21 protein-coding genes are annotated in these 26,287 nt (G+C 72.7%); 6 read left to right on the top strand and 15 right to left on the bottom strand.

All coding sequences use genetic code 11. The annotated features are described in order from the left end of the window. Positions 1 to 121 precede the first annotated feature (121 nt). Both ACQPXS_RS09735 and ACQPXS_RS09730 read left to right on the top strand, forming a co-directional pair. Positions 122 to 985, top strand: coding sequence for a phosphatidylinositol-specific phospholipase C/glycerophosphodiester phosphodiesterase family protein (locus tag ACQPXS_RS09735; protein ID WP_433448856.1), 864 nt, complete (start codon positions 122 to 124; stop codon positions 983 to 985). A 103-nt stretch (positions 986 to 1,088) separates the two neighbouring features. Beyond that, positions 1,089 to 1,283, top strand: coding sequence for a hypothetical protein (locus ACQPXS_RS09730; protein WP_323376250.1), 195 nt, complete (start codon positions 1,089 to 1,091; stop codon positions 1,281 to 1,283). Between the two features lie 2 nt (positions 1,284 to 1,285). On the opposite strand, the gene ACQPXS_RS09725 is transcribed toward ACQPXS_RS09730, so the two are convergent. From ACQPXS_RS09725 to ACQPXS_RS09715, 3 genes are all read right to left on the bottom strand, one after another. Beyond that, positions 1,286 to 2,524, bottom strand: coding sequence for a phosphodiester glycosidase family protein (locus tag ACQPXS_RS09725; protein WP_433448854.1), 1,239 nt, complete (start codon positions 2,522 to 2,524; stop codon positions 1,286 to 1,288). 96 nt (positions 2,525 to 2,620) lie between these two features. After that, a complete protein-coding gene (locus ACQPXS_RS09720) occupies positions 2,621 to 2,980 on the bottom strand; it encodes a DUF779 domain-containing protein (protein ID WP_433448852.1) in 360 nt (119 codons plus the stop codon). Positions 2,981 to 3,040: 60 nt separating this feature from the next. Beyond that, on the bottom strand, positions 3,041 to 3,433 hold the full coding sequence (locus tag ACQPXS_RS09715) for a VOC family protein (protein ID WP_433448850.1): 393 nt from the start codon (positions 3,431 to 3,433) through the stop codon (positions 3,041 to 3,043). Positions 3,434 to 3,789: 356 nt separating this feature from the next. Between ACQPXS_RS09715 and ACQPXS_RS09710 the strand changes: the two genes are divergently transcribed. After that, positions 3,790 to 4,512, top strand: coding sequence for a DUF2625 domain-containing protein (locus ACQPXS_RS09710; RefSeq protein ID WP_433448848.1), 723 nt, complete (start codon positions 3,790 to 3,792; stop codon positions 4,510 to 4,512). Positions 4,513 to 4,528: 16 nt separating this feature from the next. On the opposite strand, the gene ACQPXS_RS09705 is transcribed toward ACQPXS_RS09710, so the two are convergent. Next, on the bottom strand, positions 4,529 to 5,989 hold the full coding sequence (locus ACQPXS_RS09705) for a purine-cytosine permease family protein (RefSeq protein ID WP_433448846.1): 1,461 nt from the start codon (positions 5,987 to 5,989) through the stop codon (positions 4,529 to 4,531). A 91-nt stretch (positions 5,990 to 6,080) separates the two neighbouring features. Here ACQPXS_RS09705 and ACQPXS_RS09700 point away from each other — a divergent pair, with 91 nt between their 5' ends. Then, a complete protein-coding gene (locus tag ACQPXS_RS09700; protein WP_433448844.1) occupies positions 6,081 to 6,713 on the top strand; it encodes a TetR/AcrR family transcriptional regulator in 633 nt (210 codons plus the stop codon). Between the two features lie 38 nt (positions 6,714 to 6,751). After that, a complete protein-coding gene (locus ACQPXS_RS09695; RefSeq protein WP_433448842.1) occupies positions 6,752 to 8,371 on the top strand; it encodes an amidohydrolase in 1,620 nt (539 codons plus the stop codon). 146 nt (positions 8,372 to 8,517) lie between these two features. Here ACQPXS_RS09695 and ACQPXS_RS09690 read toward each other — a convergent pair whose 3' ends face one another. The 8 genes from ACQPXS_RS09690 to xylB form a co-directional block, all read right to left on the bottom strand. Beyond that, complete coding sequence (locus tag ACQPXS_RS09690; protein ID WP_433455778.1) at positions 8,518 to 9,153, bottom strand: DedA family protein; 636 nt, start codon at positions 9,151 to 9,153, stop codon at positions 8,518 to 8,520. Between the two features lie 455 nt (positions 9,154 to 9,608). Beyond that, on the bottom strand, positions 9,609 to 11,132 hold the full coding sequence (gene adh / locus ACQPXS_RS09685) for an aldehyde dehydrogenase (RefSeq protein WP_351811669.1): 1,524 nt from the start codon (positions 11,130 to 11,132) through the stop codon (positions 9,609 to 9,611). Between the two features lie 57 nt (positions 11,133 to 11,189). Continuing rightward, complete coding sequence (locus tag ACQPXS_RS09680; RefSeq protein WP_433448840.1) at positions 11,190 to 12,497, bottom strand: GAF domain-containing protein; 1,308 nt, start codon at positions 12,495 to 12,497, stop codon at positions 11,190 to 11,192. Between the two features lie 57 nt (positions 12,498 to 12,554). Further along, positions 12,555 to 13,199: an N-acetylmuramoyl-L-alanine amidase gene (locus tag ACQPXS_RS09675; protein ID WP_433455776.1), complete on the bottom strand. Its 645-nt coding sequence runs from the start codon at positions 13,197 to 13,199 to the stop codon at positions 12,555 to 12,557. Positions 13,200 to 13,343: 144 nt separating this feature from the next. Next, a complete protein-coding gene (locus tag ACQPXS_RS09670; RefSeq protein WP_433448838.1) occupies positions 13,344 to 14,357 on the bottom strand; it encodes an acetamidase/formamidase family protein in 1,014 nt (337 codons plus the stop codon). Positions 14,358 to 14,444: 87 nt separating this feature from the next. Continuing rightward, a complete protein-coding gene (locus ACQPXS_RS09665; protein WP_433448836.1) occupies positions 14,445 to 15,929 on the bottom strand; it encodes an APC family permease in 1,485 nt (494 codons plus the stop codon). Between the two features lie 272 nt (positions 15,930 to 16,201). Continuing rightward, complete coding sequence (locus ACQPXS_RS09660; protein WP_433448834.1) at positions 16,202 to 17,410, bottom strand: ROK family protein; 1,209 nt, start codon at positions 17,408 to 17,410, stop codon at positions 16,202 to 16,204. A gap of 34 nt (positions 17,411 to 17,444) precedes the next feature. Next, positions 17,445 to 18,899 (bottom strand): xylulokinase, encoded by a 1,455-nt coding sequence (gene xylB, locus ACQPXS_RS09655; RefSeq protein WP_433448832.1) that lies wholly within the window; start codon positions 18,897 to 18,899, stop codon positions 17,445 to 17,447. A 153-nt stretch (positions 18,900 to 19,052) separates the two neighbouring features. On the opposite strand from xylB, the gene xylA reads away from it, so the two are divergent. Further along, complete coding sequence (gene xylA / locus ACQPXS_RS09650) at positions 19,053 to 20,219, top strand: xylose isomerase (protein WP_433448830.1); 1,167 nt, start codon at positions 19,053 to 19,055, stop codon at positions 20,217 to 20,219. Positions 20,220 to 20,299: 80 nt separating this feature from the next. Here xylA and ACQPXS_RS09645 read toward each other — a convergent pair whose 3' ends face one another. The 3 genes from ACQPXS_RS09645 to ACQPXS_RS09635 all read right to left on the bottom strand — a co-directional run bounded on the left by ACQPXS_RS09645 (position 20,300) and on the right by ACQPXS_RS09635 (position 25,946). Continuing rightward, entirely contained in the window at positions 20,300 to 21,640 is a 1,341-nt protein-coding gene (locus ACQPXS_RS09645) for an esterase-like activity of phytase family protein (RefSeq protein WP_433448828.1), read from the bottom strand. Positions 21,641 to 21,738: 98 nt separating this feature from the next. Next, positions 21,739 to 23,067 (bottom strand): SWF or SNF family helicase, encoded by a 1,329-nt coding sequence (locus ACQPXS_RS09640; protein WP_433448826.1) that lies wholly within the window; start codon positions 23,065 to 23,067, stop codon positions 21,739 to 21,741. Next, the gene (locus ACQPXS_RS09635; protein ID WP_433448824.1) at positions 23,064 to 25,946 is read right to left on the bottom strand and encodes a DEAD/DEAH box helicase; all 2,883 of its coding nucleotides are present in this window, start codon (positions 25,944 to 25,946) and stop codon (positions 23,064 to 23,066) included. The genes ACQPXS_RS09640 and ACQPXS_RS09635 overlap by 4 nt, the downstream gene beginning before the upstream one ends. Between the last annotated feature and the right edge of the window lie 341 nt (positions 25,947 to 26,287).

Genomic DNA, 26,287 nt, shown 5'->3' with positions numbered 1-26,287 from the left:
TTCGTGTGCATGCCCCGCAGAAGTGAACAACGCGCCAACTCCCCGCGAGACCAGGCCTCTTCGGTGCTGAGGCCACGCATACTCCCTTCGGTCCCATCCGGCACCTCAAGGGAGGCAGAGCATGGCCCTCACCACCCGACGCAGAGCCCTCACCACCCTCGGCGCCGCCCTCGCCGGCGCGGTCGTCCTGCCCGCGTCGCAGGCCTGGGCGATCCCCTCACAGCGCGGCCCGCACCCGCTGTGGAACGCGCACGCCCACAACGACTACGAGCACCCCCGGCCGCTGTTCGACGCACTCGACCACCGCTTCAACAGCGTCGAGGCCGACATCTTCCTCGTCGGCGACCAACTCCTCATCGGGCACGACAGCTCCGAGCTGGACCCCTCCCGCACCCTGGAATCCCTCTACCTCGACCCGCTCGCCGCCCGGGTCCGGGCCGACCACGGTTCGGTGTACGGGGGTTGGCGCAGGCCGCTGCAGCTCCTGATCGACATCAAGACCGAGGGCTCGTCGACGTACCTCGAACTCGACCGCCACCTGCGCCGCTACCCGCACCTGTTCACCCGGTACGCGCACGGCCGCGTGTACTCCGGACCGGTCACCGCCGTCGTCTCCGGCGACCGCGCGGCCCGCATCCCCATGGAGGCGCAGGACGAGCGGCGCGCCTTCTACGACGGCCGGCTCACCGACCTCGGCAGCACCGCCCCGGCCTCCTTCATCTCGCTGATCAGCGACAACTGGACGCAGAACTTCACCTGGTCGGGCGAGGGCGCGTTCCCCGACGCCGAGCGGCAGAAGCTGCGGAACATCACCGCCGCCGCCCACGCGCGCGGGCAGCAGGTGCGGTTCTGGGCCACCCCGGACGCCGCGGGCCCGGCCCGCGACGCCCTGTGGACGGAACTCCTCGCCGCCGGTGTCGACTACCTCAACACCGACGACCTGGCCGGCCTGGAGAACTTCCTCGACGCCCACCCCATCGCGTAACACCACACGTTTGGGGGACACGTCAGCCGCCCGGACGAACCCTCCGCTACGCCACACTTGCGGCCGGAACGCCACTCAAGGGGCGTGGCGGAGGAGGTTCCTGGTGGTCATTCCCGTCTCTGCGGTCCTGCTGCTCCTGATCCTGGCCGTGATCTTCATTCGCAACTGCTCGCTGAAGATCTCCCACGCCCTGGTCTGCCTGCTGCTCGGCTTCTTCCTGGCCGGCACGAGCATGGCGCCCACCATCCACAGCGGGCTCATGACGACCGCCGACCTGGTGAGCGGCCTGCGGCCCTGAGGTCAGCCGGCCGAGAACACCCCGATGCCGTTCGCGACGGGGCGCTCGGCGGCGCCGCTCGGATGGTTGCGGACCGTCACGGTGCTCGCCCCGGCGTCACGGGTGACCAGCTCCGTCGAGCCGCCGCCGTCGAGGTTGAACGCGTCGGACGCGCCCAGCGAGCGCATGGTGTCGGCCTCCTCCGCGACCGTCAGGCCGGCCCGGTACTCGGCGGCCCCGTCCAGCGCCAGGATCAGCAGCTGCCGTCCGCCGCCCTTGAAGCCCACGACCGTGCGCACCGCCGAGGTGCCGTTGTCCAGGCCGGACAGCGCCGCGCCGTCCTTGAGGACCGGGAAGCCGCCGATCGCGAAGGCGTACGGCACCCCGGACGAGGCCGCCACCAGGCCGTGCGTCACGCTCACCGCGTCCCCGACGGAGAGCTTGCGCAGCCGCCGCGCCCCCTCCTCGCGGCCCACGAGGACCGTGGTGCCCGCCGGGACGGGGCCGCTGCCCGGGGTGTCGGAGGCGGAGACCACATGGCCGCCCTGGACCTTCACCTCGTAGGTGTCGGTGCTGCACGGCGCCGACCGCTGGGTGTCGGTGCCGCACACGGCACGCATCCGGGAGGCGCTGCCCCAGCGTGCGGTGAAGGCGCCGACGGAGTTCTCCGCGAGCGCGTACTGGTTGAGGCCCTCGAGCGGGAACGTGCCGTCCGGCGTGTGCACGCTGCCGGAGAGGGAGAGGCGGTCCAGGCGGGCCCGCCGGTCGGTGCCCACGCCGAAGACGTCCCGTGTGCTCGTACCCGGCGGCAGGGCGGGCCCGAACCGCTGGCCGTTCGGCACCGCCGCCTTGAGCACCTGCCCGTCCGCGATCGCCGGTCCGACGCTCGCGCCGGTGGCCTCCACACCCGGATGCTGGGTCTCGGTGATGTTGAAGAAGTCACCGTTGACCCCCGCGACCGCCCCGGCGGAGTCCGCCATCCAGGAGACGGTGGCCCGGGCCGCCACCGCGCCCGGGTACAGCAGGTCCACGCGGACGTGCGGGTTGGCCAGGTCGACCGTGAGCAGATGGGCGTGTGCCGGGCCCGCGGCCGCGTCGACGTCGAACTGCCGGTAGGTGACACCCGGTGCGATGTGTCTGCCGGCCGGTACGGCGCCGGCCGGCGCCGCCCCCGCCAGGGCCGCACCGGCCAGCACACCGAACGCCGTGACGACCGTGAGAACCGCTCTGCCCGCTGCCGAACGCCTGTGACGTCTGATCACCGTGCCCCCTGATGCCTCGTCAACTGTCCCTGCCGTACGGGTCGTCGTACGGGTTGTACGGGGCAGTGGACCAGAGGGCGGCGACCGCCGGGCCGACTAGGCGTCGACTACGCGAGAACGAGTGAGAAAACGCACCCCCTCGGGTGCCTCCAGCGAGAATCCGCTGCCCCGTCCGGGGACCACGTCCACGATCAGCCGGGTGTGGGTCCAGGCCTGGTACTGGCTCTTGGACATCCAGAAGGTGACGGGCTCGGCCACACCGTCCACCGTCAACTCGGCCAGCAGCACGTCCGAGCCGCCCGTGCGGAACTCGCCGTCCGGGTAGCACATGGGCGCGCTGCCGTCGCAGCAGCCGCCGGACTGGTGGAACATCAGCGGACCGTGCTCGGCGTGCAGCCGTCGCACCAGGTCCGCGGCCTCGGGGGTGAGTTCGACGCGCGGGACTTCCTCATCCATGGGTCACCCTCCTGAACAACCGGGCGTTGGTCGTCGGACCCGCCCCAGTCTCACGGATCGTCAGGGACCCGTCCAGGTCGCCTCGTCGGCCCGGCCCGGCGGGGGTCGGCGATGGCTGAGCACGTTCACCACCCGGCCGCCCGGGTCCCGCACGAAGAACCGCCGTACGCCCCACTCCTCGTCGGTGAGCGGATGCACGATCTCCGCGCCGCGTTCCCGCATCGCCGCGTACGCCGCGTCCACGTCCTCGACCTCGATGCTCAGGTCGGGTACGACGGGCGCGGTGCGGTCCTCGGTCATCAGGCTGAGCTGTACGACGGGGTTCCCGGCGGAGGCCAGTGTCGTGATCCAGCCGAGGTTCATGACCTCCTCCAACCCCAGCACCCCGTAGAACTCGGCGGTCTGCGGCAGCGCGGTCGACTGGAGGTTGGGCACGACACGGCGTACATGCATCTCGCGGCTCCACTGGTCGGTCGGCGTGCGGGAGACGCCAGAGTAGCCCTGCGGCCGGCTGAGAGGATGGGCCCATGCCTCGTGGCGTGCCCGGGCTTCGAGGAGAACGACGAGGACGACGAGGACGAACGGGTTTACGTCGCGTTCGCGGACGGCTACGCACCTGACCGGGGACGCCGGACGCGCGTCCTGGTGGTGTGCCGGGGATGCCCGACCGGGCGACCCGGCCCATGTACCCGCTGGTGCAGGGGAGATGGACACGATTCACCGCCCCCGCCGCCCGAACCGCAAGCGCCGCGAGCCGCGCTGATGTGCCCGGTGCCGGGCCGCCGGAGCCGGCCTGCGATCATCCTCGGGTGCGAGAGATCGACGAACTGGTCCGGGTGGACGATCCCGCGTGGCCGGAACTTCGGCAGGCCTTCGCGGCGAGCGCCGTACCCGTGCGGGTCCTGCCCGCCGACCCCGACGAGGGCCCCCGCTGTCTGCTGCAGCTCCAGGTCACCGCGCGCTCGGTGCTCGGGGCGCTGACCCTGCACTGCGGCGGGGTCGTCCTGGACGACGGCTGGGTGCGGGTGTACGGCGCGGGGTCGGCCGCGAGCGGGCTGCCGAGCCTCGGCCGGGTCAACGCCTTCCCCGCGGAACCCGACCCCGGCTGGTACCCGGCGGACGGGCTCGTCGTCGGCCATGACGTGCTCGGCGGGGTGTTCTGCCTCAACGGCCACGACCCGGCCCGCGCCGGCCGCCCGGGCGCGCCCGGACAGATGACGTACTTCGCGCCCGACACCCTGGAGTGGGAGGCGCTGGACATGGGGCATTCCGCCTGGGTGTGGTGGCTGCTGTCCGGCCGGCTGGAGACGTTCTACGACGGGCTGCGCCGGCCGGGCTGGCGCGAGGAGGCCGCGGCCCTCGACCTCGGGCAGGGCATCACCGTCTTCCCGTTCCTGTGGACCGAGGAGGCGCACCGGGATCTCGCCGCGACCAGTCGGCGGGCGGTGCCGATGCGGGAAGTCCTCGGCGTCGCCGCCGACTTCGCCCGGCAGCTCGGTCCGGCCGACCCCGGCTTCCTCGGCGAGGTGTGAGCCCGCGGGCGGTGTCTCACCCGCAGACGCGGCGCCTGCGCATCAGCAGCGCGTACACCGCCGAGGACACGATCAGGCCCGCCGGCAGGGCCAGGTCGACACCGCCCAGGGCGGCGGCCACGGGTCCGGTGTAGGCGGTGTCGACGCACACCGCGGAGGCGGCCACGCCCGCCCCGAGGGCCAGCGCCCCGGCCGGGTTGAACCCGCCCGCGTACCAGAAGGGGCCGGTGCGGGACTCGTCGCCGAGGGCGAGGCCGTCGTAGCGGTTGCGGCGCAGCAGGATGTCGGTGGCGTAGACGGCCGTGCTCGGGCCGAGCAGGACCACGGTCAGCTGCAGCACGTTGCCGACCGTGTCGAGGAAGTCCGAGACGAGCAGCGCGTACAGGGTCAGGGCGACGGAGACGGTGCCGTCGACGAGGACGCTGCGGGAGCGCCGGATGCGCAGGCCGACGGCCTGGAGGGCGAGACCGGCGCTGTAGGCGGTCAGCGCGTTGAGGGCGACGGTGCCGAGGACCAGCGCGAGCAGGAACAGCGGGCGGAACCAGCCGGGGAGCAGCAGCTGCAGCGAGGACTCCGGGTCGTTCATGTCGACGGCGGTCGCGGCGAACGCGCCGATGCCGCAGACCAGGACGCTGGACAGGAAGCCGCCGAACGCCGTCCAGCCGGCCACCGCCGTGGCGGACGCGGTGCGCGGCAGGTAACGGGAGAAGTCCGCGCTGGTGGTGTACGACAGCGGCCCCGAGGCGATGAGGGCGACACCGGCCGACAGCGTCGCCCACAGGGCGGTGCCGGTCAGCGGACGGTCCGGGACGTAACCGAAGTCGGTATGCCGCACCACCACGAAGCCGACCACGGCGAAGACGGCGGTCAGGGCGAGGGTGATCGGCACATAGAGCCGGATGATCGCGGCGTGGCCCCAGACGCTGATGGCGAGGGTGACCGCGGCGACGAGCACCACGACGAGGGCCTTCACGCCGGTGTTCACCGGCAGGCCGGTCCGGACGACCAGCGAGAAGGCCGCGGTCGCCGCCGCGGCCAGGTTCAGGGCGAAGTAGCAGACGGAGATCATCCAGCCGGTGACCGCGTTGTTGACCCGGTTGCCGAGTACGCCGTACATGGCCCGGGTGATGACCTCGCTCGGCGCGCCCGCCGCGGGTCCCGGGATCGCGAGCAGCCCGGTGAGCAGCCAGAACAGGTTGCCGACGACGATCACCGTCATCGCCTGCCACAGGCTCAGGCCCATCAGCACCAGCGCGCCGCCGACGACCAGGCTGAGGTAGTTCACGTTGGCGGCGGCCCACACCGAGAACAGCTCGCGGGGACGCCCGCGCCGCTCGGAGTCGGGGATGTGGTCGATGCCGTGCGCCTCGATGCCGCCGGCCCGCTCCGGAGCCCCGGTCATGTCGGTGTTCTTCCCGTCCGCCGCCGTGCGGTGCGCATGTGCGTCGGGAATCGGGTCGGGGAGCGTGGACGCCATGGGGCCCTCCGGGAGCGGTGGGTTCGGTCCGGGCGCTTATTGGGCACCTGACCAGTTGCTTATTGGTCGGTTACTCAATAGCATCGCCGGTATGTCGTCAAGCGTTCAGCGCAAACGGATTCGCAAGGACCCGGCCGCCCGGCGGGCGGAGATCGTCGACGCGGCCGCCGCCATCGCCCTCGGCGAGGGCCTGGAATGCATCACCCTGCGCCGCATCGGCGAGGAACTCGCGGTGCGCCCGGGGCTGATCAGCCACTACTTCCCCTCGGCCGAGGACCTGGTCGCCGAGGCGTTCGGCAGCGCCGCGAGCGCCGAACTCGACCGTCTGCTCCCCGCCGAGCGCTCCACGGGCAGCCCCACCGGGCACCTCGCCCGCTTCCTCGCCCACACCTCGGGAGAGGCGTACGACGCCGTCAGCCGGCTGTGGATCAACGCCCGCCACCTCAGCCGCTACCGGCCGGTCCTGCGCGACCGGGTCGCCGGACAGGAGGCCGCCTGGCGCGGCCGGCTCGAAGACCTGATCCGGGACGGGGTCGCCGCCGGCGAGTTCCGTACGGACGACCCGCCGGCCGCGACCATCCAGATCCTCGTCGTCCTCGACGGCCTCGGCGCCCACGCCAACACCGTGACCCCCGAGCGGCCGGCCGCGGTGCTGCGCATGCCCCTGACGACCGCGGAACGGGAACTGGGCCTGCCGCCCGGCGCCCTGAACCACACCGACTGACCCGTCCTGCCCCACCGCCTTTCCGCAGAGGAGCTCCCGTGCCCGCCGATCTCGTCCTGCTCTCCGCCCGGCTGCTCGACCCCGGCACCGGCGAGCTGCTGCCGCACACCGCGCTCGCCGCGCGGGACGGGCGGATCGTCTTCCTCGGCGACGACCGGGACGCCCGCACCCTCGCCGGTCCCGGCAGCACGGTCGTGGACCTGCGCGGAGCGGTGGTGACCGCGGGCCTCACCGACGGGCATCTGCACCCGGTGTCCGGCGCCGAGCGCGCCATGGGCGTCGACCTGTCCGGCTGCCGCGACCTGGACGCCGTACGCACCGCGCTGGCCGCGGCGGTACGGCAGCTGAGGCCGGGCGCCTGGCTGCGCGGCTGGGGCCTGGACCCCAACGCCTTCGGTGCGGCCCCGGTCGGCAGCGTGGCCCTCGGACCGGTCCTCGACGGCGTACCCGCCCTCATCGACCTGTTCGACGCCCACTCGGCGCTCGCCAGCGAGCGCGCGCTGCAACGCGCCGGCGTCGACGGCCCGCGCCGGTTCGAGCAGGGTTCCGAGATCGTCTGCGACGCCGACGGCCGGCCCACCGGTCTGCTGCTGGAGGACGCCGCCTGCGAACTCGTCGAGGCCGTCGCCCCCCGGCCCACCGAGGCCGAGGTGCGGGCCCGGACCGCCGAGGTGCTGCGCGCCATGGCCGCCTCCGGCCTCACCGGCGGCCACGCCATGGACGCGAACGGCGACAGCCTCGCCGTCTACACCGCCCTGGAGGCCGAGAACGCGCTGCCGTTGCGGCTGCGGATCGCCCCCTGGTGCCGGCCCGAGACGGACGACGACGCCGTGGCCGAGCTCATCCGGCTCCAGGGCACCGGCGGTGCGCTGTGGCGGGTGGCGGGCGTGAAGCTCTTCATGGACGGCACCATCGACAACGGCACCGCCTGGCTGGAGACCCCCGACTGCCACGGCGACTCCGCGCACGCCTACTGGCCCGACCCGCAGCGCTACACCGACGTCATCGCCGCCCTCCACCGGGCCGGCGTGCCCACGGCCACCCACGCGATCGGCGACGCGGCGGTGCGCCATGTGCTCGACTCGGTGGAGAAGGCGCAGGCGGAGAGCCCGGGCGTCGTACGCCATCGCGTCGAACACATCGAGACCATGCCGGACGACACCGTACGGCGGTTCGGGCCGCTCGGCGTGGCCGCCTCCATGCAGCCCACGCACTGCTGCGAGTTCACCCGTGCCGACCACACCGACAACTGGTCGCGTCGGCTCGGCGAGGAGCGGGCCGGGCGTGCGTTCCGCTGCCGGGACCTGTGGGAGGCCGGGGCCCGGGTCGTGCTCGGCTCCGACTGGCCCATCGCGCCGTACCCGCCGCTGACGGTGATGGCCGGCGCCCGGCACCGCCGCCCCGCCGACCTCTCCCTGCCGCCCCACGGCCCCGACCAGGCCCTGACCGCCCTGCAGGCACTCCAGGGCATGACCGTCCTTCCTGCGTGGGCCGCGGGGGAGGAGGACCGGGCCGGTCGGCTGGCCGTCGGTCACCGCGCCGACCTGACGGTCCTGGCCGACGATCCGCTGAAGGTTCCCGACACCGATCTCGCGGAGCTGCCGGTGGTGCTCACGGTCGTCGGGGGCCGGGTCACGTACCAGGGGGCGGCGGGCTGAGAAGGGCGGGTGAATTGGCCGCGGTGGGGCAGCGCCCGAAGGGGTGCGGGATCAGGTCCGATGTGCGGCTGTCGCCGATGGGCACGACCAGCCGCAACGCCGCCGCAGACGGACGACGTCACCCGCGGGCACTCACAACGAGGCCTTCAGCGGCGGGCGCGCCCTTCGCGGCGTGTGCGGCGCGCCTCGAGCAGGAGGGGCAGCATCGACAGGACCACCACGACGGCGACCAGCGGCAGCAGATAGTCCTCGATGTGAGGGACGGACGTGCCGAGGGTGTAACCGGCGAGGACGAGCAGCTGCGACCACACCACTCCGCCCACGGTCTGCCAGAGCGTGAAGGGCCGCACGGGCACCCCGAGCACACCGGCCACGGGGTGCAGCACCGTCCGCAGCAACGGCACGAACCGGCCGATGACCAGCGCCTTCCCATAGCCGTACCGGGCCAGCAGGTCCTCGGCCCGGGTGGCCGCCGCCTTCACGCGCCGGCTGGAGGTGCGGGCCAGCAGCGCCCGTCCGCCGTGCCGCCCGATCAGATAGCCGACCTGCCCGCCCACCACCGCCCCGACCGCCGCGCACAGCAGCACCTGCCAGAGCGCCAGCCGGGGCGGCTGATCCGCACTGCCGGCGCACAGCACACCGGCCGGGAACAGCAGGGTGTCACCGGGCAGGAAGAAGCCGACGACCAGCAGACCGGACTCCGCGAAGATCACCACCAGGACGCCGATCGCGCCGAAGGCGGCCAGCACCGAGGCGCTGTTCATCGGATTGACGGCTATCACCTGGCCGCGCCTCCCGGCCTGCTCGCAGGGCTGCTCGCTCACCAGCATCGCCCGGCAGCCGCGAAAACGCCCGCCCCGGCGTCGTACCCGTGCGGGCCCGGCCCCACGTGAAGCGCCTGCCCCACACCGGTCTCCTGTGGTCGGCTGGCTCAGACGCTCTGGACATTCGTCAGCATGTCGAGCCTCGACCTGCCGCGGTGGTCACCCTGGGTGGCGACGCCGTGGCACTCGCAGCACCCAGCTCGGCACGATCACTGCGCGCGCACCCAGCAGCGTGATGTGCCACATCCGGTGGCTGAGGATCGCCTCCCTCTGCTCCAGCAGGCGTTCGGTGTTTTCCGGGGCCCATGGGAACGGGGCGGAGTAGGCGAGGCCGACCTCGCCCGGGATCCGTATCTCCCCGTTCCCTGGGGCCGACGTTCGGGCGCCCCTGATCAGGCACCCCTTTTCTGTGTCTAGAAGAAGCCCAGCTTCTTCGGCGAGTACGACACCAGAAGGTTCTTCGTCTGCTGGTAGTGCTCCAGCATCATCTTGTGCGTCTCGCGGCCGATGCCGGACTGCTTGTAGCCGCCGAACGCCGCGTGCGCGGGGTAGGCGTGGTAGCAGTTGGTCCATACCCGGCCGGCCTGGATCGCGCGGCCCGCGCGGTAGGCGGTGTTGGCGTCCCGGGTCCACACGCCCGCGCCGAGGCCGTACAGCGTGTCGTTGGCGATCTTTATGGCGTCGTCGAAGTCGTCGAAGGAGGCCACCGAGACGACCGGGCCGAAGATCTCCTCCTGGAAGATCCGCATGCGGTTGTCGCCCTCGAAGATGGTCGGCTGGACGTAGTAGCCGCCCTTGAGCTCGCCGTCGTACTCGATGCGCTCGCCGCCGGTGAGGACCTTCGCGCCCTCCTGCCGGCCGATGTCCAGGTAGGAGAGGATCTTCTCCAGCTGGTCGTTGGAGGCCTGGGCGCCGATCATCGTGTCGGTGTCGAGCGGGTGGCCCGGCTTGATCTGCCGGGTGCGTTCCACGGCCGCCTGCAGGAACTCCGCGTAGTGGCCGCGCTGGATCAGCGCCCGCGACGGGCAGGTGCACACCTCGCCCTGGTTGAGCGCGAACATGGTGAAGCCCTCGAGCGCCTTGTCACGGAAGTCGTCGTCGTGCGCCCACACGTCGTCGAAGAAGATGTTCGGCGACTTGCCCCCGAGTTCGAGCGTGACCGGCTTGATGTTCTCCGAGGCGTACTGCATGATCAGCCGCCCGGTCGTGGTCTCCCCGGTGAAGGCCACCTTCGCCACCCGCGGACTGGACGCCAGCGGCTTGCCCGCCTCCACGCCGAAGCCGTTGACGATGTTCAGCACCCCGGGTGGCAGCAGGTCCGCGATCAGGCTGACCCAGTAGTGGATGGAGGCCGGCGTCTGCTCGGCTGGCTTCAGGACGACCGCGTTGCCCGCGGCGAGCGCCGGCGCAAGCTTCCACGCCGCCATGAGGATCGGGAAGTTCCACGGGATGATCTGCGCGACGACCCCGAGCGGCTCGTGGAAGTGGTAGGCCACCGTGTCGTCGTCGATCTCGCCGAGCGACCCCTCCTGTGCCCGGATCGCACCCGCGAAGTAACGGAAGTGGTCGATCGCCAGCGGGATGTCCGCCGCCAGCGTCTCGCGGACCGGCTTGCCGTTCTCCCAGCTCTCCGCGACCGCGAGGGCTTCGAGGTTGGCCGCCATGCGGTCGGCGATCTTCAGCAGGATGTCGCTGCGCTCCGCCACCGGCGTACGGCCCCACGCCGGCGCGGCCTCGTGCGCCGCGTCCAGCGCCCGCTCGACGTCCTCCGCGGTCCCGCGCGCGATCTCGGTGAACGGCTGTCCGTTGACCGGCGACGGATTCTCGAAGTACTGCCCGCGCAGCGGCGGCACGTATTCCCCGCCGATGAAGTGGTCGTAGCGCGCCTGGTAGGAGACGATCGCGCCTTCGGTGCCCGGCGCCGCGTAACGAGTCATGCTGGTCTGCCTCCCGGTGCAGCGCTGCCCGCCGTTGGGCAGCTCTCGGGGGCGAGGCTAGGCGGGCGGACGTTGCAACCACGTTGCGCCACGGGCCCGCCCCGGCGCCTGGCCGGCCGGCGCCGCCAGCTCGGCCTCCAGCGCGGCGAGCCGCGACCGCACCGGCGCCGTGGGCCGCACCGCGGCCAGCGCCCGCCACACCTCCAGGTCGTCCTCGCCCCACGGCGCGTGCGCCCAGTCCGCCAGCAGGTCCGGGTCGCGGTGCGCGACGAGTGCCGTCCGCAGCTCGGCGGCAAGACGGTCCCGCAGCCGTACGATCGCCGGCGCCTGTGAACCCGGCAGCAACGGGCCGGTGTACGCCTCCGCCGCCGCCATGACCGCGCCCGCCCTGAGCCGCCGCTCCACCACCGTGACGTCCGACTCGACCGCGGCCGTCAGCCGGTACGGCCGCGAGGCGAGCAGGCCGGGGCCCAACAGCCTGCGCAGCCGGGCCAGTTCGGCCCGGAGGGTCACCGGTGTCACGGACTCGTCCGCATACAGCGCGCACAGCAGCTCGTCACCGCTCAGCCCCTCGGGGTGCCGGGCCAGCAGCACGAGGATCTCGCTGTGCCGACGGCTGAGCCGGATCCGCCTGCCGTCCAGCACGAACTCGGCCTCGTCCCGGCCCAGCGCGCCGAGCAGCGGCGTGTCCACCGCGCTCCCCGGTGGATCGAGCAGCGCGAGCTGCGCCTCCGCGGCCCGGGCCACCGCCTGCACGAACCCGAGGCTGTGCGGATGCGCCAGCCCGTCCCCGCCGGTGATGTCCACGGCGCCCAGGACCCGGCCGGTGCGCGGATCGTGCACCGGTGCCGCCGCACACGTCCACGGCTGGACCCGCCGTATGAAGTGCTCGGCGGCGAAGACCTGCACCGGCCGGTCCACGGCGACCGCGGTGCCCGGCGCGTTCGTGCCGACCGCGCTCTCCGACCAGCGTGCTCCGGGTACGAAGTTCATCCCGTCCGCCCGGCGCCGGGTCGCCGGGTGCCCCTCGACCCACAGCAGCCTGCCGTGCGCGTCGCACACCGCCAGCAGATGCTCGCCGTCGGCGGCGAACGTGCCGAGCAGCTCCCGGAACAGCGGCATCACCCTCGCCAGCGGGTGCTCGGCCCGGTACGTGCCGAGGTCGCCGTCGCTCAGCTCCACGCTGGCGGTGCCGTCCGGCCCGACACCGGCCCGCGCGCTGCGCCGCCACGACTCCGCCACCACCGACCGCACCGGGCGCGGCACCGTGCCCGCCGTGGTGAACGTCTCGTGCGCCCGGCGCAGCACACGGACCCGCTCGGCGGGATCGGCCCCCGGTTCCAGGGCCACCCACGGATCGGTCACATCGGCCTCCCCGGACGGTGAAACAGCGACATCGGCCCCCTGACCATCGTCTTCCGGCTAGGCGAAGTTGACCAGCCTCAGGTAGCGGACCCAGTCCCAGTTCGGGCCGGGATCGGTGTGGTCGGTGCCGGGCACCTGGTAGTGGCCGATGATGTGCTCCCTGTCCTTCGGAATGCCGTACTTGTCGCAGATCGCCGCCGTGAGCTGCGCCGACTGTTCGTAGAGTGCGTTGGTGAAGTAGGACGGCTGGTCCACCCATCCTTCGTGCTCGATGCCGATGCTGCGGGTGTTGTAGTCCCAGTTGCCCGCGTGCCAGGCGATGTCGGCCTCGCGCACGCACTGTGCGACGTGCCCGTCCGCCGAGCGCACCAGATAGTGCGCGGACACCTTCTTCTGCGGGTTGCCGAAGATCGCCAGTGTGTTGGCGTACGTCTCCTGCGTGACGTGGATGATCACGCGGTCGATGAGGTAGCTGCCGGGGCGGCCGGACGCGGTGTAGTTGGAGGAGCTGGCCGGCTGCCACTCGGCGGGCGGGTAGTCGACGCTCTCGGACTGCGCAGCGGCGCGTGGGTAGGGGAGCAGCGCGTAGGGCACGGCGGCGAGCGCCGCACCTTTCAGCAGCCGTCGTCTGCTCAGGCGCGGCCTGCCCTGGCTCGCCGGCCGCACCGGCTCTCTTCGCCGCGCGGGTCCGGCCGGGTCCATGTCGATGTCCGTGTCCATCGGCGGGTGCCTTTCGAGGGTGTGGGGGGTGTCAGGAGTTGTGAGGGCGTGACGGGTGTCAGGAGTTGCGGAGGTGTGGGCGGGGCGTCACGAGCCGGCGGTCCGTCCACGGGGACGTGGCCGCTGTCAGCCCCGCAGGGCCCGCGCGGTTTCCCGCAGCCGCGCGTGCACACCCCGGTATGTCTCTCGTGCCGGCAGCCACTCCTTGCGGAGCTTGGCCACGCACGTGTAGTTCGTGTCGCACACGTTGGCCAACGGCGATTCGACCGCCTGGGTTGCGAATTGGTACGCGTCCGGCTCACTGAACCCGTAGTCGCGCGCCAGCCACTGCACCAGGTCCAGCTGCGATATCCGGAACGCGTCCTCCAGCGGACGGGCCGAGCCGGTCGAGATGATGTGGGTGTCCGACTCCAGCCGGGGCCACGGCGTGGCGACGTCTTTGAGGAGTTCCACGACCACCACGGTGTTCATCGCGCACTCCACGGCCACGCCGCAGGTCTCGCCCTCGCCCTGGCGGGCGTGCCCGTCACCGAGGCTGAGCAGAGCGCCCTCGACGTTGACGCCCAGGTAGCAGGTGACGCCGGCCCGCATCTCGGGTGTGTCCATGTTCCCGCCGTGCGCGTCCGGCACCAGGGCCGAGCGCACCTCGAGATTGGCGGGGGCCACGCCCACCGTGCCGTGCATCGGGTCCATGGGCAGCTCCACCTCGATGTCGCTGTCCTGCGCCTGGAAGAGGGCGGTGCGCCGCGCGCGGTCCAGCTGCCAGATCCAGACGCGCTCCGGCAACGGGGGCTGCAGGGTGGCCGTGGTGTGCGTCGAGGTGAGTGCGCCGAAGAGGGGGACCGTCGTCGACGCCGCCCAGTCGCGGGCCGGTTCGATCGACACGAAGTGCACGGCCACGGTGTCGCCCGGTTCGGCGCCCTCGATGTGGAAGGGGCCGGTCTGCGGATTCAGGAACGGGAACTCGCAGACCTCGGAGACGAGGTCCTTCTCGGAGCGCACCCGGCCGCCGAAGCAGTCCTCCGTGTACAGATCGAGCACCGTGCCGGGCGCGATCCGGGCCACGGGCGGCGCGCCGCCGAACGTCCAGGCATAGCTGTCCGGTTCCGGGCGCACGGTGAGGATCCGGGGGTCGGTCATCGTCGGGATGGTCCCTTCTGACGGGAGCGGTCGTGGGAAGGGGTCGTGCCGAGGTCGGCGGAAAGCTCTCCGCACGGTGCCGGCGGATCAGCGGGGCACGGCCCCGTCCTGCCGGGGACCGGCCGGCTCGCAGGCGTCGAGGTGCACCCGAGCGGTCTCGGCTATGCGCTCGGGGTGCCGCCGTATCAGCAGGAGCAGGACCGCCACACCGGCCGCCATCCAGACGCCGACGATCGGACCGGCGTAGGACACCGGGGCCGTCAGTTCGGTGACGAAGTCGAAGACCGGCAGGCCGGCGGCCGTCAGCAGGGCGGGGATGAAGGCCGCGATGCCGAGGACCGGGAACAGCAGATGCCGTACCGGCTTGACGGCGGCCCGGCCGGCCCGCAGGAAGTACCCGGCGCAGGCGAGGTTCACGACGATGTAGACGCCGACGACGACCGTCACGATCACCGTGGCGAGCAGCAGGAACGCGGTTATGGGGTCGTAGCCGAAACCGAGTCCCAGGACCGCCCCGACCGCCACGATGGTCTGCAGGGCGATACCGGCCACGGGCGAGCGGTGCCGCGGGTGGAGCGTGGCGAGCAGACGGGGCAGGACCCGGATACGGGCCAGGGCGAAGGCCGTACGGGTTGAGACGTTGGCACACGCGTTGGCGTTGGCGATCGTGGAGTTGATCACCGCGAGGAAGACCAGCACCCAGAAGAGGCCGAAGGAGGCCCGGGCGACACCGTCCCAGGACGCCGCGCCCGAGGCACCGAACTTCGCGAAGCGGTCCGGGCCGAAGTAGACGGTCATCGCATACGTCGTGATCACATAGAACAGGCCGATGCCCAGGGCAGCTCCGAGGACCGCGCGGTGCATGGTCCGCCGGGGGTCGCGTGTCTCCTCGGCGAGCGGCGCCGCGGCCTCGAACCCCGCGAACGCCAGCACCGTGTACACCGACCCGGCGAACACACCGCTGATCCCGGCGTATCCGTCGGCGGTGTGCGAAGTGCCGAACACCGACAGGGAGTTGGCGTCGCCCGCCTTGCCGATGAGCAGGACCGCGAACACCAGGAAGACGAGGATCTCGAAGACGCCGAGGACGGTGCCGAAGCGGGCCGATGTGCGGACGCCCAGGTAACCGGCGACCGCGATGATGCCGGCGCCCGCCAGGGACCACGGCCACCACAGGTCCGCCGGATACGAGGACCACTCCTCGTGCAGCGTGCCCGCCGCCGTGAAGCCCAGCTGCAGGAGCAGCAGCGGTGGGACGAGCATCTCCACGAAGACGTAACCCCAGCCGACGAGGAACCCGACGGCGGGGTGCAGCCCCCGCGCCGCATACGTAGCCACCGAGCCCGCGGCCGGCAGCTCCCGGGCCAGCTCGGCCACGCACGACGCGGTGAACAGACAGGCCACCAGGGCGATCAGCACCGCCAGCGGCAGGCTGCCGCCCGCGAAGGCGGCACCGGCCGGGATCGACGCGGCCACGGCGGCCGCCGGCGCCATCGCCGTGACGCTCTGGAACAGCACCTCGCGCAGCCCGACGGCGTCGCGCCGCAGTGTCCCGGTCCTCTCCTCGTGCATGTGTGTCCCCCGATGCCGTCAGCCCACTGCCACCCGAACGCGTGTGAAATACCGTGAACCGTTCGGCACCCCGACGACCTTGACGACTCGTCGGGCGTGCCTCGCGTGAATCACGGTACGGCGCGGGCGGGTTGGGCAGAAGACCGCAGACCGCATCCGTGGAGAAGCCTCCACTTGTGGAAAACCCGGCCACCCGATCAGGTGAACACCGGCGGCCCCGACCGCCCCGGTTCCGGGCGGCGCGGGAGCCCCTGACGACTCGATCAGGGTCGTCAGGAACGTTCCGCCACCACCGCCGGATCGTCCAGCACAGCCCGGACGACCGAGTGCGCCGCGCCCAGCAGGGGGCCCTGGGAGCCCAGCCGGGACACCGTCACAGGGCAGGGCGGGCCCGCCGTGCGGCTCGTCAGCTCCGTCTCCAGGGACGGCAGCAGCCAGGGCGAGAGGCCGGCCAGGGCACCGCCGAGGACCACCGTGTCTGGGTCGAGGAGGTTCACCGCCCCGGTGAGGGCGATGCCGAGCGCCGTACCGGCGTCCCGCAGGGCTGCGCGTACGTCCTCGTCGCCCTGCTCGGCGCGCCCCGCGAGCAGGCCCACCAGGTCCTCGCCCGGCTCCAGACCCGCCGCGCGCAGCACCGCTTCCTCGCCCGCGTACTGCTCCAGGCAGCCCCGGCTGCCGCACGGACAGGGGGGTCCGTCCGGCCGCACCGGTACGTGACCGAGCTCGCCCGCGAAGCCGCGGGTGCCGCGCAGCAGTCCGCCGTCCACGACGACCGCGGCGCCGATGCCGATCTCGGCCGACACGTGCAGGAAGTCCCGCGGGGTGCCGTCACCGAGCCACAGCTCGGCGAGCGCGCCGAAGTTGGCCTCGTTGTCCACGGTCAGCTGCCAGTCGCCGGGCAGCAGTGCGCCGAGGTCGGTGTCCTGCCAGTCGAGGTTCGGGGCGCGCACGACGGTATGGCCGTCCCGCGCCACGAGTCCGGGCACGGCGACCGCGAGCCCGGCGGGCCACAGCGCCTCCTGCTCCGCCTCCGCGACGACCCGGCGGACCAGCTCGGTCAGTTCCTCGACCACCGGTCCGGGCGCCCGGCCCCGGTTCGCTCCGTGCCGCACCGCCCGCGCCCGGACCACGCCGCGCAGATCGACCGCGCACACCGCGAGGTGATCGACGCCGATCTCCGCACCGATCCCGGCCGGACCGCGGCCGCTCACCGCGAGCGCCGACCCGGGCCGGCCCACCCGGCCCGGCCGCTCCGGGCCCAGTTCCTCCAGCAGACCCCACCGGATCAGCTCGTCCACCAGCGTCGACACGGCCGCCCGCGTCAGCCCGATGCGCGAGGCGACCGCGGCCCGCGACAGCGGACCCTCCGCACTGACCGCGTGCAGCACGCGGGCCAGGTTGCGCCGGCGCATGCCCTGCTGGGTGTCCGGCAGGACGCGGCCGGCGCCCGGCGGACGGGCCTCGTGCAGGGGTGCGGTCATGCCTGAATTCAGTCCTCGGTGTCTGCGGCCCGGCTCATGCGCGCGGCGTGGTCTGCGTGCCCCGCTCCAGCAGCGGGGCCGCGTCGGAGAGTACCCCGCTGATCCGCTCCAGCGTCTCCTGGTCCCGTTCCACGGCGTCCAGCACCGGCCCCGCGGCCGTGTTCCAGCGGCGGGCCACCGCGGCCGGGTCCTCGCCGGTGAGCAGGCCCGCGGCCTGAGCCGCGGCTCCGAGCGCGACCAGTTCCCGGGCCTCGGGGACCTGGACCGGCCGCCCGGACAGCCGCCGTACCGTCTGCTGCCAGGCCGTCCCCCGGGCCCCGCCGCCGATCAGCAGCAGCGGGGTGCTGCGGTCCGCATCCTCGTCCAGGACCAGGTCGAGCGCGCCCAGCAGCGCGTGCACGGCACCGTCGTACGCGGCCTGCAGCAGCTGCCCCGCGGTCGTGTCGTGGCGCAGGCCGTGCAGCAGCCCGGAGGCGTTCGGCAGGTTCGGGGTGCGCTCGCCGTCCAGATACGGCAGCAGGGTCACGGCGCCGCCGGACTCCACCGCCTCGCGGTCCAGACCCACCAGCGCCGCGACGCGGTCCACGGCGAGCGTGCAGTTCAGCGTGCAGGCCAGCGGCAGCCAGTCCCCGTGCGCGTCTGCGAACCCCGCCACCGTGCCGGTCGGATCGGCCGGACGGTGCCTGGAGACGGCGTACACCGTGCCAGAGGTGCCGAGGCTGAGCACCGGGGTGCCCGGCCGCAGGCCGAGACCGAGCGCCGCCGCCGCGTTGTCGCCGGTGCCGGAGGCGACCAGCGTGCCCTTGGAGAACGGCAGGTCGTGGCTGTCGCGCACGGTGCCGGCCACCTCTCCCGGCCGCACCACCCGGGGCAGCAGCGCCGGGTCGAGACCGACGTGCGCCAGGGTCTCCGCGTCGTACGCCTCCGTGCCGGACGCCCACCAGCCGGTGCCGGACGCGTCGCCGCGGTCGGTGGTGCCCTGACCGGTCAGGCGCTCGGTGAGGTAGTCGTGGGGGAGCCGTACCGCCTTGGTCGCACGGACCGACTCCGGCTCGTGCTCGGCCAGCCATGCCCACTTCGTGACCGTGAAGGACGCGCCGGGCACGCTGCCCGTGCGCTCCGCCCAGGCCTTGGGCCCGCCCAGTTCCTCCACCAGCCGGCGGGCCTGCGGTGCGGAGCGGACGTCGTTCCACAGCAGCGCCGGACGCACCGGCTCGCCCCGCTCGTCCAGGGTGACCAGTCCGTGCTGCTGGCCGCCGATCGACACCGCGGCCGCCTCGTGGGCCGCGTCACCGCACTGGCTGAGCGCCTCGCACAGCGCGTCCCACCACTGACGCGGGTCGCTCTCACGGCCCGCGCCGGTGGACACCGTGTGCGGCGCCTGGCCGCTCGCCACCACCCGGCCGGTGGCCGCGTCGACGACCAGTGCCTTCGTGGACTGGGTGGATGTGTCCACGCCGACGACGAGCGGACCCTCGGCTGCTGACATCGGGCTCTCCCTTTTCCGCGACGTTCCGCGATTTCCGTGACTTTCAGTGACTCTGTGGGACAAAGACATCTTGTCTCTTCCCAGAGACGTGAGCGCATACTAATTTGTAAACCGCCATGACGAAATAGTCGCAACGCAGCAAGGAGCCGCGGCATGAGCTACCAGCCCACCCCCGAGGACAGGTTCACCTTCGGCCTGTGGACCGTCGGCTGGCAGGGAAGGGACCCGTTCGGCGACGCCACCCGCCGTGCCCTCGACCCGGTCGAGACGGTGCAGCGCCTGGCCGAGCTCGGCGCCCACGGGGTGACCTTCCACGACGACGACCTGATCCCGTTCGGGTCGTCGGAGACCGAGCGCGAGTCGCACATCAAGCGGTTCCGCCAGGCACTGGACGCCACCGGCATGACCGTGCCGATGGCCACCACCAACCTGTTCACCCATCCGGTCTTCAAGGACGGCGCGTTCACCGCCAACGACCGCGACGTGCGCCGCTACGCGCTGCGCAAGACCATCCGCAACATCGACCTCGCCGTCGAACTGGGCGCGAAGACGTACGTCGCCTGGGGTGGCCGCGAGGGAGCGGAGTCCGGCGCCGCCAAGGACGTACGCGCCGCCCTGGACCGCATGAAGGAGGCCTTCGACCTGCTCGGCGAGTACGTCACCACCCAGGGCTACGACCTCCGCTTCGCCATCGAGCCCAAGCCGAACGAGCCGCGCGGTGACATCCTGCTGCCCACCGTCGGCCACGCGCTGGCCTTCATCGAGCGCCTGGAGCGCCCCGAGCTGTACGGCGTCAATCCCGAGGTGGGCCACGAGCAGATGGCCGGCCTGAACTTCCCGCACGGCATCGCCCAGGCCCTGTGGGCGGGCAAGCTGTTCCACATCGACCTCAACGGCCAGTCCGGCATCAAGTACGACCAGGACCTGCGGTTCGGCGCCGGTGACCTGCGAGCGGCGTTCTGGCTGGTCGACCTGCTGGAGACCGCCGGCTACGACGGCCCGCGCCACTTCGACTTCAAGCCGCCGCGGACCGAGGACCTCGACGGCGTGTGGGCCTCGGCGGCCGGCTGCATGCGCAACTACCTCATCCTCAAGGAGCGCGCCGCGGCCTTCCGCGCCGACCCGGAGGTCCAGGAGGCGCTGCGTGCCTCGCGCCTCGACCAGCTGGCCCAGCCGACCGCGGCGGACGGCCTGCAGGCGCTGCTCGAGGACGGTTCGGCCTTCGAGGAGTTCGACGTCGAGGCCGCCGCCGCGCGTGGCATGGCGTTCGAGCGTCTCGACCAGCTCGCCATGGACCACCTGCTGGGCGCGCGCGGCTGAACGCACGGAGGGCCGGGGCGCGGCACGCGCGATCCCGGCCCTCCGTCAGTCCACGTTCCGGACTGCCCGGTCGAGGAACCTCACAGTCCCTCGGGCAGCCGGACGTACACGACGGTCGTCTTGATCCCGCTGTCGACCAGCCGGCCCTGTGCGTCGAACGCGCCCGCGCCGTCGGTCATCCCGAAGTCGTTGTCGTTGATCAAGGCGAGCGTGTCGTGATCCACGCGCGCGATGCCCTCGATCTTCTGCTGCACGCCGTCGACCTTGTTCAGGTCGACCACGAGCCGCTTGGCCAGCACCGGCACGCCGGCGGTCCCGGGATCGTCGAGCTGCTCCAGGGACGGCGAGGTCGTGTCGTCGTCCCAGGGGCCGCCCAGAATGCTCGACCTGCGCCCCAGCTGGACCAGTTGCAGCCGGGCCGCCTTGTCCGTGCGCTCCTCGACCAGCAGCCGGTCGCCGCCCACGGCCACCACCGAGGAGATCTTCAGTTCGGACGTGTCGTCCTCGCTCGGGTCGACCACGTTCACCGGGTCGAACCGGTAGGCGTACTCGGCGGTGACGGCCTTCTCGCGCGGCGAGAAACGCAGCAGCCGGGTCGTGAGCGAGGCATCCCCGGCGTCCGCGTCCGGCAGCGGCAGCGGGCTCTGCAGGGCCATCACCAGGTCGCCGTCGGGAAGCTGCGCCAGCCCCTCGAAACCCCGGTTCATCTTGCGGTGCAGGAAGACCGACGGCAGCGCCTCGACCACCGGGTAGTCCGCGCCCGTCAGACCGAGCCCCTTGGGCACGTACCGGGTGAGCACCTTCCCGTGCGCCGAGACGTGGATCAGCGAGGGGCCGTACTCGTCGACGAGCCAGAACGTACCGTCGGCGGCGCGCACGATGCCCTCGGTGTCGAGGCCGTTCGGGTCGAACGAGAGCGGCGTCTTCGCGTCGTAGGTGTACGGCGCCTCGTCGCGGCTCTGCTGGTCGGGCAGCCCGGTGACGGCCCTCCCGGAGGAGGTGGTGAGCGGGATCGCGTCGATGACCTGGACCGCGTCTCCGCAAACCCGGATCTTCACGATCGCGGGGTCGAATCCCGGCACGGGGAAGGTGCGGCGCTTCTTGCCGTCCACCTTGATCTGCCCGTTGGGGCCGCGGTCGGTCACCGTCCAGTACTCGCCCTTGCGGCCCGCCGGGTAGATGTCACTGCCGATGCCGCCGAGCTTCACCCCGTGGTCGTCGTCGACGCTGCCGGGCAGCAGCGCGTTGCTGAACGTGCCGAGCGGGATCTCGCCGAGCGTCGCCGTGCGGATGACGCGGGCGTCCCGGTACGGCGCCGCCGTGGCCGTTCCCGCGGCCACGCAGGCGGCCGCCAGGGCCAGGGGCAGGCCCGTGGCGACGGAACGGTGGACGCGGCGCCGGCCTGCGTCGTGCGGGGACATCGGGCCTCCTGAAAAGGACAAGTTCGTTGACAGCGGCCAGATTTGGGCCCCGTGAGGAACGCCGTGCGACCGCGGCGTGAACAGCCGGCATCAGCCGTTCATCGGAATCGCGGTGGTTTCGGGGATGACCAGTCGTCAGAAAGCGTCATTGTCTTCGGCTCGGTGACGAGCCGTGCCGTCGCGAGTGCCGTCGCCGGATCACGGTCCGGACCGCCCGCAGGAATCCACCGGCCTGCTTCGTCGCGATAGGGCCACCAGTGGCCGTCCCGGCCGAGGCGCAGCTGGACCCCTTCGTCTGGAACCGTCCACCGATTGCCGCTCGTGTGGAACGGCGGCCGCTCATCCTCCCCCCAGGCCGCTTCGAGCGCCGCACACGCGCGTGCGAGCGACACGCCTTCCACCTGCCACTTCTCGTCGAGCACCGTCAGCGCCGCCACGCCACCGGCGCGCCAGGCGCGGACAGCCGTGGCCAGCTCCTCGCGGCCAAGGCCCGACCGCTGCGCGAGCCGCTCGGTGACGGCGCCGGAGGGCGCGCCGCACGCGAGCCGCACGGCGTCCTGGGCGGGCGTCAGAGCAGTGCTGTCCCAAGGATCCGAGCGGAGGGTCTCCGCAAGGAGCCGGTACGCCTCCACTGCGGTGCGGCCCGCGAGGTGCTCCAGCGTCAGCGGGTCGATACCGGGCGTCGGTGCCGTCCCGGCGGCGAGGGACGGCGGCGTGCCCGGCGTCTGCGGAAGACCCGGCAGCTCGGGCAGCGGAGGCAGGATGTCCCGGGCCGCCCACGCCTCCGCCGCGTCCACGCCGCCGACGGCGGACGTGGAGGGTTCCGAGCGGGGCGCCGTACTGCGCACATGCAGGTCCGTCAGGAACGCCTGCTTCGCGCGTCCGCGCAGCAGCAGAAGCAGAAACGGATCCTCGTCCAGCAGGCGCGCCACCTGGTGACACAGCGCGGCCGTGTGCCCGCAGTGGTCCCATGTCCCGCAGTCGCACTCGGGCTCCAGATCGCCCAGGCCAGGCAGAAGCTCGATCCCGCCGGCCGCGGCGTCCTCGATCAGGTGCGGCGGCAGCTCGCCGTCGAGGAGCGCGGCCAGGTGCCCGGCCTGCTCCACGGCCAGGTCCAGGAACCGCCCCCACTCCTCGTCCGACAGTTGCGGCACCAGGACGTCGGCCCGGTGGGCCGCGCCTCCGCGGTCGCGTACGACGGCGGTGACCCGGCCCGGCCGCACGGTCACCGCGCCCACTCCGCCCGCCCGGGCGAGCCGGCGGCCCGCCTTGACCGCCGACGCGTCCAGTGCGGCGTCCTCCAGGGCCCGCAGCCATGCGCGGCCCCACCAGCTCTGTGCGAACTCCCGCGCGCGTGCGGGCGGCAGTGCGGCGAACGTGCGCCCCGCCTTGTTCTCCTGCCCCTGCTCGTCGTCGTAGCGGCTCATCGTGCCTCCCCGCGCAGCTCCACCAGTGCGGCCAGTTCCGCGTCGCTCAGTTCCGTCAGTGGCGCCTCGCCCGTTCCGAGCACCGCGTCCGCCAACTCCCGCTTGCGGCCGAGCAGATCCGCGATGCGGTCCTCCAGGGTTCCCTCGGCGATCAGCCGGTGGACCTGCACCGGGCGGGTCTGCCCGATGCGGTACGCGCGGTCCGTGGCCTGGGCCTCGACCGCCGGATTCCACCAGCGGTCGTAGTGCACGACATGCTCGGCCCGGGTGAGGTTCAGGCCGGTCCCGGCGGCCTTCAACGACAGCAGGAACACCGGTACCTCGCCGTCCTGAAAACGCCGCACCAGCTCCTCGCGCGCGGCGACCGGAGTGCCGCCGTGCAGGAGCAGCGACGGCATCCCGCGGGCCGCCAGATGCCGTTCGAGCAGCCGGGCCATGCGCACGTACTGGGTGAAGACGAGTACACCCGAACCCTCCGCGAGAATGGCGCCGAGCAGTTCGTCGAGCAGCTCCAGCTTCCCCGAGCGCCCTGCGAGCCGGGGTTCGTCCTCCTTGAGGAACTGCGCCGGGTGATTGCAGATCTGCTTCAGGCCCGTCAGCAACTGCACGATCAGGCCGCGGCGGGCCATGGCGTCGGCCGCCGCGATCCGCGCCAGCGTCGCGCGGACCAACGCCTCGTACAGTCCCGCCTGTTCGGTGGTGAGGGCCACCGGGTGATCGCTCTCGGTCTTGGGCGGAAGCTCCGGGGCGATACCGGGGTCCGACTTGCGCCTGCGCAGTAGGAACGGACGGACGAGCCGCGCGAGCCGCTGTGCGGAGGCCGGGTCGAGACCGCCCTCGACCGGCTGCGCATAGCGCGTGCGGAACGTGCCGAGGCGTCCGAGCAGGCCGGGAGTCGTCCAGTCCAGGATGGCCCACAGCTCGGTGAGGTTGTTCTCCACCGGGGTGCCGGTGAGTGCCACGCGCGCGTGTGCCCCGATGGAACGCAGCGCCCGCGCGGTCGCCGAACAGGGGTTCTTCACATGCTGCGCCTCGTCGGCCACCACCATGCCCCAGGGACGTGCGGCGAGCCGTTCGGCGTCCAGGCGCATCGTGCCGTACGTCGTCAGGACGAACTCCCCGTCCGCTACGGCTGCGAGAGCGCGTCCGGGACCGTGGTACCTGCGCATCGGCACACCGGGAGCGAACCGCTCGATCTCGCGCTGCCAGTTGCCGAGCAGGGAGGCCGGGCAGACGACGAGGGTGGGACCGGCGGCCGAGGCGTCCGTCTGCCGGTGCAGGTGCAGAGCGATCAGCGTGACGGTCTTGCCGAGGCCCATGTCGTCGGCCAGACAGCCGCCCAGGCCCAGAGACGTCATGCCGGCCAGCCAGTCGAGTCCCCGGAGTTGGTAGTCGCGCAGCGTGGCGGCCAGTCCGGGTGGCTGCCCGACGGTACCTGTCGTACCGGTGTCGGTGAGCCGTTCCCGGAGCCGGTCCAGCCATCCGGAGGGCCGCACGTCCACCGGGTGGCCGTCGACCTCCGCCGAGCCCGTCAGGGCGGTCGCCAGCGCCTCGACGGGGGCTAGGGAGCGGTCCTTCCGGGTGCGGGCGCGGTGCGCCTGCCGCGGGTCGACCAGGACCCATCCGTCGTGCAGCCGTACCAGGGGGCGCTTGGCCTCCGCGAGCCGGTCGAGCTCCTCCCGGGACAGCTCCCGCCCGCCCAGCGCGAACCACCAGCTGAGGGAGACCTTGGCGTCCGACGAGAGCAGAGACGCCGGTGCCGCCGCATCCCGCGGGCCGGCCGTACCGTCGTCCGGCGGGCCGACGGTCGCGTGCATCGTGAGGTCGTGCGCCAACTCCTTGGGCCAGTGCACGTCCATTCCCACCGCGGCCAGGGATCGTGCGCCCTCGCCCAGCAGCTCGGCGATCTCGTCGTCATCGAGGTCCACGGCGTCGGGTACGGCGGCGGAGAGCAGCGGGGTCAGCGGCGGCCAGGCGTGGGCGGCGCGGCGCAGCGCCAGCAGCGCGTCGGCACGCGCGCGTGGACCGACCGATTCGTGCACGTCTCCCGTGCCGGTCCACAGGGCGGCGGCATCGAGGACGTCCGCCGCTCCGCTCACGCCGTGCACCTGCAGCACCGCACGGAACCGGACGAACGCCTCGTCCTGCTGCGCGTCGTCGAGCCCGGGGGCCTGAACGCGCAGCGACAGCCGCACGCCCGCGTCATGACCGGCGGCGATCTCGTCGGCCCACGCCCGCAGTGCGGGCAGCCGCTGCGGCTCGGGCGCCGCGTACGCGGGGCCACCGGTCACCGCCTCGGCCGCGGGCGAGCGCGGCAGCACGTCGGCGACCGCGTCCAGGAAGGCGCGCAGCAGCCGCTCCGGATTCGGGAGGCGGGGCTGCCCCTGCACCGCGAGCGGCACCGCATGGGCCTCCGGGGGCATGGCGGCGGCGAGTTCGCGCACCAGCTCCGCGTCCCGCGCGGACAGCGGGCCCACCCGCCAGGCGTCGTGATCGCCGGGGGAGAGCCCCGGCAGCAGCAGGCCGCGCGCCAGGAAATGCAGGGCCAGGTGGCAGGCGGCGCCCCAGAAGCCGGCCGAGCGATGCCCTTGGCGCAGTTCACGCGCGCGTGTGAGCAGCGGCAGGGCGCGCTGCACGGGCAGCAGGAGCGCGGGCGTACGGACCGGTTCGACACCCCCGTCCGCCGTGGGCAGCACGATGTCCAGTTCCGCCGGGGAGCCGTCGGTGCCGCCGGGATCGGTTAGGGCGGGAGGGGCCTCGCCGTCCGGTCGCCAGAAGGCGATCCGGCCGGCGCGGGCCGGATCGGAGGGCAGGAACACCGCACAGCAGTGGGCCAGTTCGGAGAGCTCGGAGGGTGGTGCCGCGGGAATGGTCTGCACGGCTCTGGCGCACTCCTCAAATTTGACTACCTGGGGTTGGAGTCGCCGAGGGTACAGCACGCCGAAGGAAGCCCCGGCATAGTGGCGTCGTGATCCCGGGCATTTCACAATCTGTTCGAGTGGTGGCCAACGGTCGTGGCACTCGCGGGCACGGCATGCTGGGGAACTCTCCCGCCCAGGAGCAGGATGGGACGTGGAGTGCCGGTGCGGCGTCGTCCGGCGCGGATGAGGCCGCGCGTCGATGCGCACGGGCGGCGAGCCTCATCCACTAGGGGGTGGGGCTCAGGGATGTCTCAGGGGCGAGCTCTGGAACCGCGGGGAGCGGGGGGCCGTTCTCAGAG

Source organism: Streptomyces sp. CA-142005 (genome assembly GCF_050942335.1).
GTDB lineage: Bacteria > Actinomycetota > Actinomycetes > Streptomycetales > Streptomycetaceae > Streptomyces.
The sequence above is the reverse complement of the archived record's forward strand: the minus strand, read 5'-3'. Positions and strand labels throughout refer to the sequence as shown.

Coding starts and splice junctions, on each gene's coding strand:
- ACQPXS_RS09660 (WP_433448834.1), bottom strand. CDS start 17,410: ATGACCGCACCCCTGCACGAGGCCCGTCCGCCGGGCGCCGGCCGCGTC.
- ACQPXS_RS09675 (WP_433455776.1), bottom strand. CDS start 13,199: ATGGACCCGGCCGGACCCGCGCGGCGAAGAGAGCCGGTGCGGCCGGCG.
- xylB (WP_433448832.1), bottom strand. CDS start 18,899: ATGTCAGCAGCCGAGGGTCCGCTCGTCGTCGGCGTGGACACATCCACC.
- ACQPXS_RS09720 (WP_433448852.1), bottom strand. CDS start 2,980: ATGGATGAGGAAGTCCCGCGCGTCGAACTCACCCCCGAGGCCGCGGAC.
- ACQPXS_RS09640 (WP_433448826.1), bottom strand. CDS start 23,067: ATGAGCCGCTACGACGACGAGCAGGGGCAGGAGAACAAGGCGGGGCGC.
- ACQPXS_RS09700 (WP_433448844.1), top strand. CDS start 6,081: ATGTCGTCAAGCGTTCAGCGCAAACGGATTCGCAAGGACCCGGCCGCC.
- ACQPXS_RS09665 (WP_433448836.1), bottom strand. CDS start 15,929: ATGCACGAGGAGAGGACCGGGACACTGCGGCGCGACGCCGTCGGGCTG.
- ACQPXS_RS09670 (WP_433448838.1), bottom strand. CDS start 14,357: ATGACCGACCCCCGGATCCTCACCGTGCGCCCGGAACCGGACAGCTAT.
- ACQPXS_RS09735 (WP_433448856.1), top strand. CDS start 122: ATGGCCCTCACCACCCGACGCAGAGCCCTCACCACCCTCGGCGCCGCC.
- xylA (WP_433448830.1), top strand. CDS start 19,053: ATGAGCTACCAGCCCACCCCCGAGGACAGGTTCACCTTCGGCCTGTGG.
- adh (WP_351811669.1), bottom strand. CDS start 11,132: ATGACTCGTTACGCGGCGCCGGGCACCGAAGGCGCGATCGTCTCCTAC.
- ACQPXS_RS09705 (WP_433448846.1), bottom strand. CDS start 5,989: ATGGCGTCCACGCTCCCCGACCCGATTCCCGACGCACATGCGCACCGC.
- ACQPXS_RS09715 (WP_433448850.1), bottom strand. CDS start 3,433: ATGCATGTACGCCGTGTCGTGCCCAACCTCCAGTCGACCGCGCTGCCG.
- ACQPXS_RS09645 (WP_433448828.1), bottom strand. CDS start 21,640: ATGTCCCCGCACGACGCAGGCCGGCGCCGCGTCCACCGTTCCGTCGCC.